This is a genomic window from Methylobacterium sp. J-001, assembly GCF_022829565.1.
In the GTDB taxonomy this organism is placed as follows: domain Bacteria; phylum Pseudomonadota; class Alphaproteobacteria; order Rhizobiales; family Beijerinckiaceae; genus Methylobacterium.
The window spans coordinates 22901-37812 of the sequence record NZ_JAKSYN010000030.1; the positions used below are offsets into that span (position 1 = coordinate 22901).

The following is a 14912-nucleotide window of genomic DNA, read 5'->3' on the forward strand; positions in this document are numbered from 1 at the left end:
GAGCCCTTTGGCGCGGGGTTAGGGGGCGGAGGCCCCCGGAGTATCGGGCGAAGCCCGACAGCAGGGCTCCGCCCTGGACCCGCAAAAGGTCCCGGACCTTTTGGAACCTCGACTTGCCTCAGACCAATTCGCGCCGTCTGACCAGGCGGGCGATGTCCGCCGGCTCGGCGAACAGGTGTTCGGGGCCGAGCGCCGCCAGCGCCCGCGCGTCGGTATAGCCCCAGCCCACCGCGCCGAACGGGCAGCCGAGCGCCCGCGCCGCCTCCAGGTCGCGCACCTCATCGCCGATGCACAGGGCCCGCGCCGGCGTGACGCCGCGGCGTGCCAGCAATGTCCGCAGCCGCCGGGCCTTGCCGAAGAGCGAGGCGCCGCAGGCATAAGCCTCGATCCGGTCCGCATTCTCCGCCCCGAGCACCCGGCGGACCGTGTCGGCGCGGTTCGACGACAGGATCGCCAGCGGGATGCCCGCGTCCCGGAGGTCCGCCAGCATGGCCGGTACGCCGGGAAACAGCGCGATCCGGGCGGCGTCGCGCGCCGCCAACGCGTGCATGTGGCGGGCGATGAACGGCAGCTTCCAGCGTGGAATGCCAAGATGGGCCACGATCGCCCGCGCGCCCTGCAGCCGCAGCGCCTCGACCTCGTGCGCCTCCACCCGGCGGAAGCGGTAGCGGTCGGCGACCCCGTTCAGGACCGAGCAGAACCAGTCGAAGCTGTCCGCCAGGGTGCCGTCGAAATCGAGCACGACCAGCGATGGCCCGGCCTCACCAGGGCTGCGCGTCATCCTAATGGCGGAGATTCTCGAGAGGCACGCTGAGCCGCATGAAGAGACCGCCGGGCGCCCAATCGTGCTCCAGCACGCCGTCGAGCTGGCCGGCGACGCTGCGCTCGGCCAGCACGGTGCCGAAGCCCTTGCGGGAGGGCTTGGCCGTCACCGGCGGGCCGCCGGCCTCGGCCCAGGTCAAGGTGTAGCGCCCGCCCTCGCGCAGCCCGCTCAGAGTGACGCCGCCCTCCTTGGTGGAGAGCCCGCCATACTTCATCGCGTTGGTGGCCTGCTCGTGCATGATCAGCGCCAGCGCGGTGGCGGTGCGCTCGCCGATCGCGGCATCGTCGCCGGAGATCGCGACGCGCGCCCGGCCGCCCTCCTCGTAGGCGGCCATGATCAGGCGCATCAGCCCGAGCACCGTCTGGCCCTCCACCTCGGGGGCGCTCTCGGGGGAGTGCGGGCGGACATATTCGTGGGCCCGGGCGAGGGCGCCGAGCCGCTCCCGGAAGGCCGCCGCGAACGGCTTGGCCGCCGGGTCGCTCCGGGCGGTGAGCGCCGCCAGTCCGCCGACCACGGCGAAGATGTTCTTGATCCGGTGGGACAGCTCGCGGATCAGCAGGTCGCGGGCCTCCTCGGCGCGCTTGGCCTCGCGCAGGTCCCGGGTGACGGTGGCGTAGCCGATCTCGGCTCCGGTCGGGTCGCGCACCGGGAAGATGTTGTACAGCACCGCCACCGGCTCGCCGGTGCCGAAATGGCGGAAGGCCAGCTCGCCCTCCCAGGAGCCGGTCCGCTTCAGGGCCGGCATCACAATCTCGGCGAGCACCCGGCGGCTGTCCGGGCAGAAGAAAGCCTCCATCCGGTGCTGCCGGGCGGTGGCGAGGTCGGGCAGCCCGACCAGCGCCAGGGCGGCCTCGTTGAGATGGGTGACGGCCCCGTCCAGGGTGCACAGGCCGATGAAATCCTTGGAGGTCTCCACGATGGCGGCGAGCTTGCCCGCCTCGTCCTCGGCCCGCTTCAGATCGTCGATGTCGGTGCAGGTGCCGAACCAGCGCTCGATCCGCCCCTCCGCGTCGCGGATCGGCATGGCCCGGCCCAGCGTCCACCGGTAGGTGCCGTCGCGATGGCGCAGGCGGTACTCGATCTCGTAGGGCTCGCCGGTCTCGAGCGAATGGCGCCAGCGCGTCCAGGCCCGTTCCTGATCGTCCGGGTGGAACACGTCGTTCCAGCCCTCGCCGTCGGTGGAGCCGTACGGCATGCCGGTGAACTCGTACCAGCGGTCGTTGTAATAGTCGTGGAACCCGTCCGGCAGGGTGGTCCAGACCATCTGCGGCATCGCCGAGGTCATCACCCGGAAGCGGCGCTCGCTGGCGGCGAGCTCGGCCTCCCGGGCGGCCACCCGGGCGTGGGTCCGGCGGTATTCGAGCAGGGTCGAGATCTGGCGCGCCAGGGCGGTCAGGGTGGCGGTCTGGTCGGCGTCGAGTCCCTCCGGCCGTGGCACCCGGTCGAGCACGCAGAGCGCCCCCAGCGGAATGCCCTGCGCACCGCGGATCACCGCCCCCGCGTAGAAGCGGAACCCCGGCCCGCCGGTCACCAACGGGTTGTCGATGGTCCTCGGGTCGTCCGCCAGATCGGGAATGATGAGGCAGTCACCGGCGTCGATCGTATGGGCGCAGACCGAGCAGTTGATCGGCAATTCGCGCTGGCCGAGACCGAATTCCGACTTGAACCATTGCCGCTCGGCATCGACCAGGCTGACCAGGGCGACCGGAGCCCGGCAGACATGGGCGGCGATCCGGACAAGGTCGTCGTAGAGCGGCTCGGGCTCGCTATCGAGGATGGCGAGGTCGTGCAGCTCCGCGAGCCGGGCCGCGGTGCTCCAGCGCCCGTCGGTCACTCCGGTATCCGCGCGTGTATTGAGGGGCAGCACATCCATGGTCTTGCGCACAAATAGGCGCGAGGAGGCCGCCTGCATAGGCGCGGCCGCAGATTCAAGTCTACAGGGGCGAAACCGGGTTACCGAAAGGGGTTTATCGGGGGCCGCTCGCCGCACGACAGCGCATGGCCCAGGGCCGACACCGTCGGCGATTCCGAATGCCCGGGACGCGAATGCGCGGCGAGGCGGATCGCCTGTGCAGCCTGCGGCCAGCGACGGGCCCTCTCCCGGCCGCGCCCGCATCCGGAGATGCTGCGCAGACTCGCTGGCGCCCTCCGGATCCCGGTGCGGTCCGCGGGAGGGCTCCTTCGCGGCCCGGCGATCGATGATCGCCGGGCGCCTCAGGGTAAGGGGATTGGGCTGGACGGAGCGCCGATCAGGCGGCGCGGGCTTCGCCCAGGGTCGGATAGTCGGTGTAGCCTTTCGGCCCCTGGCTGTACCAGGTCGCGGCCTCGTCCTTGGCGAGCGGCGCGCCCTTGGCGATGCGCTCGACGAGGTCCGGGTTTGCGATGAAGGTCCGGCCGAACGCGATCGCGTCGGCCTGCCCGGCATCGAGCACCTTCTGGCCGCTCACGCCGTCGTAATCGGCGTTGAGGATCATCGGGTTGCGGAACACCTTGCGCATCGCCGGGGCGATCGGCGGGTGGTCGGCCTTGCCGAAGGTGCCGTCCGGGCCGGGCTCGCGCATCTCCAGGAAGGCGATGCCGCTGTCGGCCAGCGCCTGGGCGGCCGCCACGAACAGGGCCTCCGGATCCGAATCGTTGCAGCCCTGGATCTCGCCGTTCGGCGACAGGCGCACGCCGGTGCGCTCCGGCCCGGCGACCTTGGCGACCGCGTCGGTCACCTCGCGCAGCAGCCGCACGCGGTTGGCGATCGAGCCGCCGTACGCGTCGGTGCGGTGGTTGGTGCCGTCGCGCAGGAACTCGTCGATCAGGTAGCCGTTCGCGGCGTGGATCTGCACCCCGTCGAACCCGGCCGCCAGGGCGTTGGCGGTGGCGCGCTCGTAATCCGCGAGCAGCCGCGGGACCTCGGCGACCTCGAGCGGGCGTGCCTCGGCGTAGGGCTTCTTGCCCAAATAGGTGTGGGCCTGGTCCGGGGCCGTGGTGGCCGAGGCCGAGACCGGCTTCTCGCCGCCCAGGAAGTCCGGATGGACCAGCCGGCCCATATGCCAGATCTGGCAGACGATCTTGCCGCCGCGATCGTGCACGGCCTTCACGATCGGCCGCCACGCATCGACCTGGGCGTCGGACCAGATGCCCGGTGCGAACGGCCAGCCCAGCCCCTCCTGGGAGATGCCGGTGGCCTCGGTGAGGATCAACCCGGCGCCGGCGCGCTGGGCGTAGTACTCGACCATGAGCGGGGTCGGCACGTGCTCGCGGGTCGCGCGGCCGCGGGTGAGCGGAGCCATGAAGATCCGGTTCTTCGCCTCGATGGCGCCGATACGGATCGGGTCTAGCAGGGACGGCATGGAAACCTCGTGCTGGTGCGGCAACGCCGCGTCCGGTGGTCAGGCGCCGAATTGGCGTCGCGACGCAGAGATGCCAAGGTGCACCGCAGCATCGCAGCTTGGTCCGTGCGCGAGCGCACGTCCCAAGGGGGGCGCGTGATCCCGGATATCCGGGACTTGGGGCGGACCGCGCGCAGGACGGCGCGGGGGCATTGCGGACGCATCGTCCGAAGCGCGGGCCGTCCGGCGGGCATCGCTGCGGGCGAAAGCCCGTCGTTCGGCCGGCGTCGCGGCGCCGCCACGCGAAAAGTCTTCCCTCCCCGTCGCCCAGGATGGCCCACGAGGCTTGAGCCCGGCCGCGCAGACCGGCATCATCGGGCTTCCCGCTCCCGTCATTCAGACAGCCATGCCCTCAGCCCTCGCCGCCGACATGCCGCTCGAACCCCTCGGCGAGAAGAGCGCCGGTGCGTTCCGGACGATCAGCGAGGTCGCCGACGAGCTCGACGTGCCCCAGCACGTCCTGCGGTTCTGGGAGACCCGCTTCGGCCAGATCCGCCCGGTGAAGCGGGCGGGCGGCCGGCGCTATTACCGGCCCCAGGATGTCGAGCTCGTCGCCGGCATCCGGCAACTCCTCTACGTGCAGCGCTACACCATCGCGGGGGCGCAGCGGGTGCTCAAGGAAAACGGTATCCGCTTCGTCCAGGCCGTGGGCCGCGGCGAGGCCAAGGCCGCCGAGCCGCTGATCCAGGAGGTCGAGGGCGCGACCGCGCTCCGGGCCGACACGCCCGACCGGGCGGCGCTGATGGGCGTGCTGGAGGATCTGCACGCCTGCCGCGCCCTGCTCGACGCCCTGCGCAGGCCCTACGACCGCGACGTGTGACACGCGCCGCGGCCTCTCGCCTTACGCGACCCTACGACCGCGACGTGTGACACGCGCCGCGGCCTCTCGCCTTACGCGAGAAGCGCGATGAGCACGCAACTTGCGGATCCAGCGAACTTTCCTGCCGGAACCTGCGTTGTCGCCCGCATGGCCGCGTCCAAACCCAAGCTGTCACCCAGCCAGGAACTGATGGCCCGCCTCATGCGGATCGTCCGCTCCTGCCCGGATGCGGCCTCGGAAGTCCTCGAACTGATGTTCCTGGTCAGCCAGATCGAGGCCGCCACCACGATCGATCGGGACTACCGGGACGCCAAGCGGGTGATCAGCCGCCTGCGCAATCCCCTGTGGGAGATGGGGCCGCCCGACCGGGAGAAGCTGCTGACCGCCGCCGAGACGATCCGCCGGGTCTGCCGCCTGCCCGAGGACCAGATCCCGCCGGTGCCGATCGCCGATGCCGGGGAGCGCGCCCGGGTCGAGGCTCGGCTTGCCGCCGCCCTCGCCGGCGAGTTCGACGCCGCCCAGATCGCCCGGGTCACCGGGGTCGTGGCGGCGGTGCTGCAGGAATAGGATCGGTTCCGGAAAAGATTCGGCCCGACGCCTCCGTCCGGGCCGGGACGGAGGTCCCAGAACCCTCGACGGCCGTGCCCGGCATCCCCACATGCGCTCCAACCGATGGAAGGGGCAACCGGCGACGCGCCCGGAATCCGGCCCCGGATCGGAACCGGAGAGACGCCGCATGACCGCCCTTCGTCCGCTCGCCGTGCTGCTCGCAAGCGGCTTGCTCCTCGTGGGGCCGGCCCAGGTCCCGGCCTTCGCCCAGACCACCGTGACGCGCTCCAAGACGGTCGCCCCCGGCAAGACCGTGCGGCTCGAGATCGCCCCGAATCTCAAGAAGGATTGCACCCCCGGCCCGATGCCGGAATTCAAGGTTTCCGGCGCGCCCAAGAACGGCTCCGTGATCACCAAGGTCGGCAAGCTGAAGACCCCGGCGAGCTACCGCTGCCCGAACAAGGAGGCCGCGGTCCAGGCGCTGTTCTACCAGCCCAACAATGGGTTCACGGGCTCGGACGAGGTGACTTTCGAGGTCAAGGGCGCCGACGGCCAAGTGCAGACCCAGAACATCAAGATCACGGTCGGCGCCGCCGGATCAAAATCCGGCGATGATGCCAAGAAAGAAGGCACGGATCTCTAAGCAGAGGCAGGATACCCAGGGGCGTGCATAGTTTTTCATCCTACAACGCGCGCCTGAAGGAGATCGAAATCAACGTTGAACCTGGTGGAGGCCGCGTTTTGGCCAGATGAGTGTTGCACGCAATCGACAGGCCCGCGGTGCGTTCGCCGCGCTGCGACAAAAGCGGGCCTGTCGGTTGCATCCAAGCCGAGACAGGATGAAGCTGTCAGGGTCTGAGAGGGTTATCGAATGTCGATGCATGCGACGAACGACCTTTTCCAGAGCTTCGCCCGAGGGTACGAGGCCCGCCGCGATACGGAGATGACGCTCTCCGAGTATCTCGAGGCCTGCCGCGACGAGCCGCTGATGTACGCCTCGTCCGCCGAGCGCATCCTGGCGGCCATCGGCGAACCGGAATTCGTGGACACCTCGAAGGATTCCCGCCTCGGCCGGATCTTCATGAACCGGACGATCCGGACCTACCCGGCCTTCCGCGAATTCTACGGGATGGAGGAGACGATCGAGCGGATCGTCTCGTTCTTCCGCCACGCCGCGCAGGGCCTGGAGGAGCGCAAGCAGATCCTCTACCTGCTGGGCCCGGTCGGCGGCGGCAAGTCGTCCCTGGCCGAGCGCCTGAAGGCGCTGATGGAGGTCCACCCGATCTACGTCCTCAAGGCCGGGGACGAGGTCTCGCCGGTGTTCGAGAGCCCGCTCGGGCTGTTCGATCCCGACACGATGGGCGAGGAGATCCAGAAGCGCTACGGCGTCCCGCGCCGGCGGCTCACCGGCCTGATGAGCCCCTGGGCGCTCAAGCGCCTCGACGAGTTCAACGGCGACATCTCGCGCTTCAAGGTGATCAAGGTCCGGCCCTCGCGGCTGCGCCAGATCGCCATCGCCAAGACCGAGCCGGGCGACGAGAACAACCAGGACATCTCCTCCCTGGTCGGCAAGGTCGATATCCGCCGGCTGGAAACCCTGTCCCAGGCGGACCCCGACGCCTACTCCTATTCGGGCGGCCTCAACCGGGCGAACCAGGGCGTTCTCGAATTCGTCGAGATGTTCAAGGCGCCGATCAAGATGCTGCACCCGCTGCTCACGGCGACGCAGGAGGGCAACTACGTCGGCACCGAAAACATCGGCGCGATCCCGTTCACCGGCGTAATCCTGGCCCACTCGAACGAATCCGAGTGGCAGACCTTCAAGACCAACAAGAACAACGAGGCCTTCATCGATCGCATCTACGTGATCAAGGTCCCGTACTGCCTCCGGGTGGCGGAGGAGCAGCACATCTACGAGAAGCTGATCTCCAGCTCGGAACTGTCGGACGCCGCCTGCGCCCCCGGCACCCTGGAGATGCTGGCCCGGTTCTCGGTCCTGTCGCGACTCCGCGAGCACGCCAATTCCAACGTCTTCTCGAAGATGCGGGTCTATGACGGCGAATCGCTGCGCGAGGTCGATCCCCGCGCCCGGTCGATGCAGGAATACAAGGACACCGCCGGCGTCGACGAGGGCATGGACGGCATCTCGACCCGCTTCGCCTTCAAGGTGCTGGCCGCGACCTTCAACCACGACACCACCGAGGTGTCGGCCGACCCGGTGCACCTGATGTACGTGCTGGAGCAGTCGCTCCGCCGTGAGCAGCTCCCGCCGGAGACCGAGAAGAAGTACCTGGAATTCATCAAGACCGAGCTGGCCCCGCGCTATGCGGAGTTCATCGGCCACGAAATCCAGAAGGCCTATCTCGAATCCTATCATGATTACGGCCAGAACCTGTTCGACCGCTACATCGACTATGCCGATGCGTGGATCGAGGATCAGGACTTCAAGGACGCCGAGACCGGCCAGCTCCTGAACCGGGAACTCCTCAATCAGGAGCTCACGAAGATCGAGAAACCTGCCGGGATCGCCAACCCGAAGGATTTCCGCAACGAGGTGGTCAAGTTCGCCCTGCGCTCGCGGGCTCAGCACGGTGGCCGGAACCCGAGCTGGACCAGCTACGAGAAGCTGCGCGAAGTCATCGAGCGGCGGATGTTCAGCCAGGTCGAGGAACTGCTGCCGGTCATCTCCTTCGGCTCGAAGAAGGACGGCGACACCGAGAAGAAGCACGGCGAGTTCGTCGAGCGCATGGTCGCCCGGGGCTACACCGAGCGGCAGGTCCGCCGCCTGGTGGAATGGTACATGCGGGTGAAGCAGGCCGGCTGAGGGACGCACGGCCGCTCGGGGTCAGACCGGGCGGCCAAGTTTCGACCCTCCGCCGCCATAGTTTCGGACGACCGGCCGGCGAGGCTCGCAAGCATGATGTGGGACAAGGCGAATCTCCTTTTCCTAAGACATCATGCGAGAGCGGAGCGTTAGACCAGACTGTGCGAAAGGGGGAAGCCTCTTTCGGAAAGCAGCATGGTATAATCGGGGCCTAGAACCGGCCGGAGCACGCGGGACGAGGGTTTTCGCAGCGAATGCACATCGTCGACCGACGCCTGAATCCGGGGGGCAAGAGCCTCCCCAACCGGCAGCGCTTCCTGCGGCGCGTGAAGGATGTCGCCCAGCGCGCCGTGCGTGAATCCGCCCGCGAGAAGGACATCAAGGATCTCGGAAAGGACGGCCGGGTGACCGTGCCCGCCGACGGCGTGCGCGAGCCCCGGTTCTCCCGCCAGCCCGGAACCGGCCTGCAGGATCACATCCTGCCGGGCAACAAGACCTACGTCGAAGGGGATCTCATCGAGCGCCCCCCGGGCGGCGGTGGCGGACGCGGCTCCGGCGAGGGCGGGGAGGGCGGCGAGAACAGCGAGGACGCGTTCCGCTTCGTTCTCACCCGCGAGGAGTTTCTGGAACTCTTCCTCGAAGACCTGGAGCTGCCAGATCTGGCCAAGCGCCGCCTGGCGGTGGTCGAGACGGAGGGGATGCGCCGGGCCGGCTACACGGTGACCGGCTCGCCGGCCAACCTCGCGCTCACCCGCACCCTGCGCAACTCGATGTCGCGGCGGATCGCTCTCAAGCGCCCGAAGCCCGAGGAGGTCGCGGCGCTCGAGGCGCAGCTCGCCGCCATGCGCGAGTCGGATCCGGGCCGGCCGGATCTCGAGCTCTCGCTGCTGAAGCTGCGTGAGCGCGCCAAGCGCATTCCGTATGTCGACCCGATCGACCTGCGCTTCCGCCGGTTCGAGCCCTATCCGCGACCGATCGCGCAGGCCGTGATGTTCTGCCTGATGGACGTGTCCGGCTCGATGACCGAGCACATGAAGGACCTCGCCAAAAGGTTCTACATCCTGCTGCACATCTTCCTGACGCGCCGCTACCGGCACGTCGAGATCGTGTTCATCCGCCACACCGACCGGGCCACCGAGGTGGACGAGGAGACCTTCTTCGGCTCCCGGGAGACCGGCGGCACGCTGGTGTCCTCGGCGCTGGTGGAGATGAAGCGGATCATCGCCGAGCGCTACGATCCCAACGACTGGAACATCTACGCCGCCCAGGCCTCAGACGGCGACAACGTCTCCTCCGACGGCCCGACCGCGACGGAGCTCCTGCGCGCCCACATCCTGCCGGCCTGCCAGCACTTCGCCTATCTCGAGGTCGGCGACGAGAACGGCCCCCGGGCCGGCTTCGTGGAGCACCGCACCACCCTGTGGCGGACCTACGAGGCCATCGCCAAGGCCGGCGGCCCGATCGCCATGCGCAAGGTCAACCACCGCCGGGAGATCTACCCGGTGTTCCGCGAGCTGTTCGGCCGCAAGGACGCGCGGGCCGAGGCGGAGGCGTAGCGATGTCCCCTCCCCCTTGCGGGGAGGGGTAGGGGTGGGGGTCGTTCAGGATCGAGCGTCGTGGGCTCTTCTGCACCACCCCCGGCCCCTCCCCGCAAGGGGGAGGGGAGACAGGTCGAGGAGTAGGGTTTCATGGTGACCAGCCTGAGCCGTCCGTCGAGCAAGTCGCCGATCTCCGGCGGCCAAAAGCCCCTGTTCACCGGCAACGACTGGGATTTCGACACGATCCGGCGCATCCACGACGCCTGCGAGGCCATTGCCGGGCCGGAACTCGGATTGTCCTGGTATCCGAACCAGATCGAGATCATCACGGCCGAGCAGATGCTCGACGCCTACGCGTCGATCGGCATGCCGCTGTTCTACAAGCACTGGTCCTTCGGCAAGCACTTCGCCCAGCACGAGGCCGGCTACCGGCGCGGCCTGATGGGGCTCGCCTACGAGATCGTCATCAACTCGGATCCGTGCATCTCCTACGTGATGGAGGAGAACACGGCGACGATGCAGACCCTGGTGATCGCGCACGCCGCCTTCGGCCACAACCACTTCTTCAAGAACAACTATCTGTTCCGGCAATGGACCGATGCCGAGGGCATCCTCGATTACCTGGACTTCGCCAAGGGCTTCATCACCCGCTGCGAGGAGCGCTACGGCCACCAGGCGGTGGAGCAGGTGCTCGACGCCGCCCACGCGCTGATGAGCCAGGGCGTCCACCGGTATCCGCGCAAGAAGCGGCCGGACCTGGCTTCCGAGCAGCGGCGCGAGCGCGAGCGGGTCGAGCACGGCGAGCAGATCTACAACGACCTGTGGCGGACCCTGCCGCAGAAGGTAGGCGCCGTGCGCCCGGACCTGGCCGCCGAGCGGCGCAAGGCCCTGCTCGAACTGCCGCAGGAGAATATCCTCTACTTCCTGGAGAAGGTCGCCCCGCGGCTGCGCCCCTGGCAGCGCGAGATCCTGCGGATCGTCCGGCTGGTGGCGCAGTATTTCTACCCGCAGCGCCAGACCAAGGTGATGAACGAGGGCTGCGCGACCTACAACCACTACCGGATCATGAATTCCCTGTCCGAGAAGGGGCAGATCACCGAGGCCGCCTATCTCGAATTCCTGCAATCGCACACCAACGTCATCCGGCAGCCGAACTACGACGACCGCTCCTATGGCGGCCACAACCCCTACGCGATCGGCTTCGCGATGATGCAGGACATCGCCCGCATCGTGGAGCAGCCGACGCCTGAGGACCGCGAATGGTTCCCCGACATTGCCGGCACCGGCGATCCCATGGCGGTTCTGCGCGATTGCTGGGCGAATTACCGTGACGAGAGTTTCATCCAGCAGTTCCTGTCGCCGAAGCTGATGCGCGACCTGCGCCTGTTCCACGTGGTCGACGACCCCGACGAGCCGGAGCTGCGCGTCGAGGCGATCCACGACGAGCGCGGCTACCGCAAGATGCGCCGCTCCTTCGCCCGCCAGTACGACGTCGCCTGGCTCGACCCGGATATCGAGGTGGTGGATGTCGATCTCGAAGGCGACCGCCGGCTGATCCTGCACCACAAGGCGATCAACAAGATCACCCTGCAGAAGGAGGATGCCAAGCGGGTGCTCCAGCACCTCGCCGACCTCTGGGGCTACGACGTGGTCCTCAAGGAAGTCGAACCGGCCACCGGCACAGTGCTGGGCGAGATCAGCGCCAGCGCGCGGCCGATTTTCTTCTGACCAGGGGATCCGCTGCCATCTCGTGCATGCCTCTTCGCGGCACAGCAACGGTGGCTTGAAGAATGATTGTCCGAAGGCCTGTGGCTCGCACGGCCGGTCAAACATTCACCTTGTCATCCCGGGGCCGCGTAGCGGAACCCGGGATCCATAACCGCCGATCGTTCAAGGGCCTGCGCCGACAGCGGATCTGGATTCCGGGCTCGCCTACAGCGCCCCGAAATGACGGGGCGGTTCACCAGGCACGCTGAAGTGGATCGGGCTCGCCGCGACGTCAGGTGGACTCAGCGTCCTGCCTGGATTGCCCCATCCCCTGTCCCATGCTGCAAGCAGGCATGAGCGCCCCGATTCTCACCCTCGACGAGACCAAAAGCTTCCTCGACCGGGAGTTCCCGCAGATGCAGGCCGGGGGCCGGGCCTTCCATCTGGAGGCGGTGGGGCCGCTCTCGGCACGGATGCGGATGGAGGGGCAGGAACGCTTCCTGCGGCCCGGGGGCACGGTGTCGGGGCCGGCCATGATGGCGCTGGCCGATTACGTGCTCTACGCCGCGATCCTGGCCCAGATCGGCCCGGTCGCGCTCGCCGTGACCACGAGCCTGACCTTCAACTTCCTGCACAGGCCCGCCCCGGGCGATCTGCTGGCGGATTGCCGGCTGCTCAAGCTCGGGCGGCGGCTGGCGGTGGGCGAAGTGGGGATCACCGCCCCGGGCAGCGACGACCTCGTCTGCCACGCCACCGGCACCTACGCGATTCCGCCCGACCGCGGTTAGGCGCCCGGCCGCGCCTCGGTAAGCCGGGCCGCGTAGCGGGCGATCAGGTCGACCTCCAGGTTCAGCCCGTCGCCGGCGCGCCGCTCGCCCCAGGTGGTGACCTGGAGGGTATGGGGGATCAGCAGCACCGAGAAGACGTCGCCGTCGACGCTGTTGACCGTGAGCGAGGTGCCGTCCAGGCAGACCGAGCCCTTCTCGGCGATGAAGCGCGAGAGGCCCGCGGGGGCGCGCAGCGTGAACCGGTCGCTCGGCCCCCAAGCGCCGGCCGTGACGCTCTCCCGCTCCAGGATCTCGGCGACGCCGTCGACATGGCCGGTGACGAGGTGGCCGCCGAGCTCGTCGCCGATCTTCAGGGAGCGCTCCAGGTTGATGCGTCCGCCCGCCGTCCAGCGGCCGACCGTGGTCCGCGCCAGGGTCTCGGCTGCGGCGTCCACGGCGAAGACGCAGCCGCCCTCGGCCGGCTCCACCGCGACCGCCGTCAGGCACGGGCCCGAGCACGCGATCGAGGCGCCGAGCGCGATGGTGGCCGGGTCGTAGGAGGCGCGGATCGTGATCCGGCGCAGGTCGCCCTCGCCCGCAATCGAGACGATGGTGCCGACGTCGCTGACCAGACCGGTGAACATCGCTAGAAAACCCTCTCGTAGGTGGCGGCCGCGTCGGGGCCGAGCTGCAGCTGTTCGGCCACCCGGAATTTTTTCGGCTCTGCCAGCGCGTCGGTGAGATCCGGGCCGAGCGCCTTCAGGCCGCCCGCGGCGCCGAGTTCCGCCGGCCCGGTAACCAGCGTGCAGGCCTCGATCAGATCGGCCCGCGCCAGGGCATCGGCAAGGCGTGGGCCGCCTTCGGTGCACAGCCGCGTCAAACCGCGCTCCCCGAGATGGGCCAGCGCGTTCGGCAGCTCGACGCGGCCGGCGACATCCGCCGGCAGGATGGCGATCTCGACCCCCAGGGCCTCCAGGGCCCGGCGGGCATGGGCCGGGGCGGAGCGGGTGGTCAGGACCAGGGTGGCGGTGTCGCGCGCGGTTCGAGCGAGCACACTGGCCGGCGAGAGCATCAGCTGCGAATCGAGCACGATCCGCAGGGGCGAGCGGGCGCCGAGGCCCGGCAGACGGACGGTCAGCGACGGGTCGTCGGCCCGGGCGGTGCCGATGCCGATCAGGATCGCGTCGGCATGCGCCCGCCAGAGATGCACCGCCCCGTCGGCCACCGGGCCGGTGATCCGCAGGCGCTCCGGGCCTGCACCCGCGCAGAAGCCGTCGCGGGTGCGGGCGAGCTTGAGGTGCACCGCCGGCCTCCCGCGGGTCACCCGGGTGATGTGGCCGATATGGTCCCGGGTCGCCGCCTCCCGCAGCAGGCCGGTCTCGACCGCGACGCCGCCCTGGCGCAGGAGGGCATGGCCGCGCCCGGCCACCCGCGAATCCGGATCCTCGACGGCGCTGACCACCCGGGCGATCCCGGCGGCCAGGATCGCGTCGGTGCAGGGCGGCGTGCGGCCATGATGCGAGCACGGCTCCAGGGTCACGTAGAGGGTCGCGCCCCGTGCGGCCGCGCCGGCCTCGGCGAGCGCCAGGGGCTCCCCGTGCGGCCGGCCCCCCGGCGCCGTCGCCCCGGTCCCGAGGATCCGGCCGGTGCCGGGCTCGACCACGACGGCGCCCACGGAGGGGTTCGGCCAGGTGGTGCCGAGCCCGCGGCGTCCGAGCGCCAGGGCCAGGCGCATGAAGCTGGCATCGTCGCTCATGAGCGGACGGCTCGGCGACGGGGCGGGGCGTCGGGCTCGGGCTCCTCGGGGTCGGGCGACGCATCCGTTTCGGCCCCCACGGCCAGCAGGCCGTCGCCCAGGGTGCCGAGCAGGTCCTCGAAATCCTTGGCTTCCCGAAAATTCTTGTAGACCGAGGCGAAGCGCACATAGGCGACGTCGTCGAGGCCCTTCAGCCCGGCCATCACCAATTCGCCGATCGCCTCGGAGGTTACCTCCGGCTCGCCGGCACTCTCGAGCTGCCGGGTGATGCCGCTGACCAGCCGCTCGATCCGCTCGGGATCGACGGCGCGCTTGCGCAGGGCCACGTCGATCGAGCGCTGGAGCTTGTCCCGGTCGAAGGGCACACGCTTGCCCGAGCGCTTGAGCACCACGACCTCGCGCAGCTGCACCCGCTCGAAGGTGGTGAAACGGCCGGCGCAATCCGGGCAGACCCGGCGGCGCCGGATCGCGGCGCCGTCCTCGGAGGGCCGCGAATCCTTCACCTGCGTCTCGGAGCCGCCGCAATAGGGACACCGCATGGGATCTGAGCCGCCTCGTTTCAGGGTCTCGCGGACCCGCAATCGGCTATCTGCCCCAGCCGCCTGCGGATTGCCAGGATAGGGGCACGCGACAGAGCTGCGGTGCGCGCGCGGCGGCTTGTGCAGGGCGGAACGCGCTCTCCTCCCCCTTGCGGGGAGGAGTTGGAGGTGGGGGTGGTTCCAGAGAAGGCTCGGCGGTCCCTTCTGTG

General features: G+C 69.3%; 13 protein-coding genes. 7 read left to right on the top strand and 6 right to left on the bottom strand.

All coding sequences use genetic code 11. The features are described 5' to 3' along the window. Positions 1 to 118 precede the first annotated feature (118 nt). The 3 genes from MKK65_RS03110 to MKK65_RS03120 all read right to left on the bottom strand — a co-directional run bounded on the left by MKK65_RS03110 (position 119) and on the right by MKK65_RS03120 (position 4164). Positions 119 to 781 (bottom strand): HAD hydrolase-like protein, encoded by a 663-nt coding sequence (locus MKK65_RS03110; RefSeq protein ID WP_243955230.1) that lies wholly within the window; start codon positions 779 to 781, stop codon positions 119 to 121. Between the two features lies 1 nt (position 782). After that, on the bottom strand, positions 783 to 2696 hold the full coding sequence (locus tag MKK65_RS03115; protein ID WP_243955305.1) for a PAS domain S-box protein: 1914 nt from the start codon (positions 2694 to 2696) through the stop codon (positions 783 to 785). 376 nt (positions 2697 to 3072) lie between these two features. Continuing rightward, on the bottom strand, positions 3073 to 4164 hold the full coding sequence (locus MKK65_RS03120; RefSeq protein WP_243955232.1) for an alkene reductase: 1092 nt from the start codon (positions 4162 to 4164) through the stop codon (positions 3073 to 3075). Positions 4165 to 4549: 385 nt separating this feature from the next. Here MKK65_RS03120 and MKK65_RS03125 point away from each other — a divergent pair, with 385 nt between their 5' ends. The 7 genes from MKK65_RS03125 (at position 4550) to MKK65_RS03155 (ending at position 12429) form a co-directional block, all read left to right on the top strand. After that, the gene (locus MKK65_RS03125; protein WP_058193264.1) at positions 4550 to 5023 is read left to right on the top strand and encodes a MerR family transcriptional regulator; all 474 of its coding nucleotides are present in this window, start codon (positions 4550 to 4552) and stop codon (positions 5021 to 5023) included. Positions 5024 to 5170: 147 nt separating this feature from the next. Then, on the top strand, positions 5171 to 5590 hold the full coding sequence (locus tag MKK65_RS03130; protein WP_243955306.1) for a hypothetical protein: 420 nt from the start codon (positions 5171 to 5173) through the stop codon (positions 5588 to 5590). Positions 5591 to 5759: 169 nt separating this feature from the next. Further along, positions 5760 to 6215: an Ig-like domain-containing protein gene (locus MKK65_RS03135; RefSeq protein WP_243955233.1), complete on the top strand. Its 456-nt coding sequence runs from the start codon at positions 5760 to 5762 to the stop codon at positions 6213 to 6215. 228 nt (positions 6216 to 6443) lie between these two features. After that, positions 6444 to 8396 (top strand): PrkA family serine protein kinase, encoded by a 1953-nt coding sequence (locus MKK65_RS03140; RefSeq protein ID WP_058193235.1) that lies wholly within the window; start codon positions 6444 to 6446, stop codon positions 8394 to 8396. A gap of 254 nt (positions 8397 to 8650) precedes the next feature. After that, entirely contained in the window at positions 8651 to 9952 is a 1302-nt protein-coding gene (locus tag MKK65_RS03145; RefSeq protein ID WP_243955236.1) for a YeaH/YhbH family protein, read from the top strand. A 132-nt stretch (positions 9953 to 10084) separates the two neighbouring features. Then, positions 10085 to 11662 carry a SpoVR family protein gene (locus MKK65_RS03150; protein ID WP_058193233.1) on the top strand — a complete coding sequence of 526 codons (1578 nt, stop codon included), beginning with the start codon at positions 10085 to 10087 and terminating at the stop codon, positions 11660 to 11662. Between the two features lie 332 nt (positions 11663 to 11994). Then, positions 11995 to 12429: a PaaI family thioesterase gene (locus tag MKK65_RS03155; protein ID WP_243955238.1), complete on the top strand. Its 435-nt coding sequence runs from the start codon at positions 11995 to 11997 to the stop codon at positions 12427 to 12429. Here MKK65_RS03155 and MKK65_RS03160 read toward each other — a convergent pair. The 3 genes from MKK65_RS03160 to nrdR are packed head-to-tail and all read right to left on the bottom strand — an operon-like array spanning position 12426 to position 14703. Then, entirely contained in the window at positions 12426 to 13052 is a 627-nt protein-coding gene (locus MKK65_RS03160; protein ID WP_243955240.1) for a riboflavin synthase, read from the bottom strand. The two genes, MKK65_RS03155 and MKK65_RS03160, sit on opposite strands and share 4 nt — an antisense overlap. Before the next feature lie 2 nt (positions 13053 to 13054). Beyond that, positions 13055 to 14164 (bottom strand): bifunctional diaminohydroxyphosphoribosylaminopyrimidine deaminase/5-amino-6-(5-phosphoribosylamino)uracil reductase RibD, encoded by a 1110-nt coding sequence (ribD, locus tag MKK65_RS03165; protein ID WP_243955241.1) that lies wholly within the window; start codon positions 14162 to 14164, stop codon positions 13055 to 13057. Further along, the gene (gene nrdR, locus MKK65_RS03170; RefSeq protein WP_243955243.1) at positions 14161 to 14703 is read right to left on the bottom strand and encodes a transcriptional regulator NrdR; all 543 of its coding nucleotides are present in this window, start codon (positions 14701 to 14703) and stop codon (positions 14161 to 14163) included. Before nrdR ends, ribD begins: the two co-directional genes overlap by 4 nt. Positions 14704 to 14912: the final 209 nt, after the last annotated feature.

Bases quoted from the DNA above. Each gene is read 5' to 3' on its own strand.
- MKK65_RS03110 (WP_243955230.1), bottom strand. From the start codon at position 781: ATGACGCGCAGCCCTGGTGAGGCCGGGCCATCGCTGGTCGTGCTCGAT.
- MKK65_RS03115 (WP_243955305.1), bottom strand. From the start codon at position 2,696: ATGGATGTGCTGCCCCTCAATACACGCGCGGATACCGGAGTGACCGAC.
- MKK65_RS03120 (WP_243955232.1), bottom strand. From the start codon at position 4,164: ATGCCGTCCCTGCTAGACCCGATCCGTATCGGCGCCATCGAGGCGAAG.
- MKK65_RS03125 (WP_058193264.1), top strand. From the start codon at position 4,550: ATGCCCTCAGCCCTCGCCGCCGACATGCCGCTCGAACCCCTCGGCGAG.
- MKK65_RS03130 (WP_243955306.1), top strand. From the start codon at position 5,171: ATGGCCGCGTCCAAACCCAAGCTGTCACCCAGCCAGGAACTGATGGCC.
- MKK65_RS03135 (WP_243955233.1), top strand. From the start codon at position 5,760: ATGACCGCCCTTCGTCCGCTCGCCGTGCTGCTCGCAAGCGGCTTGCTC.
- MKK65_RS03140 (WP_058193235.1), top strand. From the start codon at position 6,444: ATGTCGATGCATGCGACGAACGACCTTTTCCAGAGCTTCGCCCGAGGG.
- MKK65_RS03145 (WP_243955236.1), top strand. From the start codon at position 8,651: ATGCACATCGTCGACCGACGCCTGAATCCGGGGGGCAAGAGCCTCCCC.
- MKK65_RS03150 (WP_058193233.1), top strand. From the start codon at position 10,085: ATGGTGACCAGCCTGAGCCGTCCGTCGAGCAAGTCGCCGATCTCCGGC.
- MKK65_RS03155 (WP_243955238.1), top strand. From the start codon at position 11,995: ATGAGCGCCCCGATTCTCACCCTCGACGAGACCAAAAGCTTCCTCGAC.
- MKK65_RS03160 (WP_243955240.1), bottom strand. From the start codon at position 13,052: ATGTTCACCGGTCTGGTCAGCGACGTCGGCACCATCGTCTCGATTGCG.
- ribD (WP_243955241.1), bottom strand. From the start codon at position 14,164: ATGAGCGACGATGCCAGCTTCATGCGCCTGGCCCTGGCGCTCGGACGC.
- nrdR (WP_243955243.1), bottom strand. From the start codon at position 14,703: ATGCGGTGTCCCTATTGCGGCGGCTCCGAGACGCAGGTGAAGGATTCG.